1 protein-coding gene is annotated in these 213 nt (G+C 55.9%); it reads right to left on the bottom strand.

All coding sequences use genetic code 11. The features are described 5' to 3' along the window. Positions 1-6 precede the first annotated feature (6 nt). On the bottom strand, positions 7-213 hold a 207-nt coding region (locus tag HMPREF2698_RS04605; RefSeq protein ID WP_246819436.1), incomplete at its 5' end, for a hypothetical protein.

Below are 213 nucleotides of genomic sequence, written 5' to 3'. Positions count from 1 at the left end.
GCTGCATTAGTTCGAACTTTTCTGCTCGCGTTGCTTCGCGGCGAAGAAGGCTGTCGCTTTTGACAAAAACTCGTTATCCATCTTGGCTTCTGCCAACTCACGGCGCAGACGAGCATTCTCAGCACGAAGATCAGCCTCACTCATCCCATCCGAGGCTCCTCGGCGTTCACGCTCGAGTTTGACCCACCGGCCTAAAAGCCCGGCGGAAACACC

It is taken from the genome of Corynebacterium sp. HMSC072A02, assembly GCF_001810085.1.
Taxonomy (GTDB): domain Bacteria; phylum Actinomycetota; class Actinomycetes; order Mycobacteriales; family Mycobacteriaceae; genus Corynebacterium; species Corynebacterium hesseae.
This window is presented reverse-complemented; position numbering and strand designations above follow the sequence as displayed.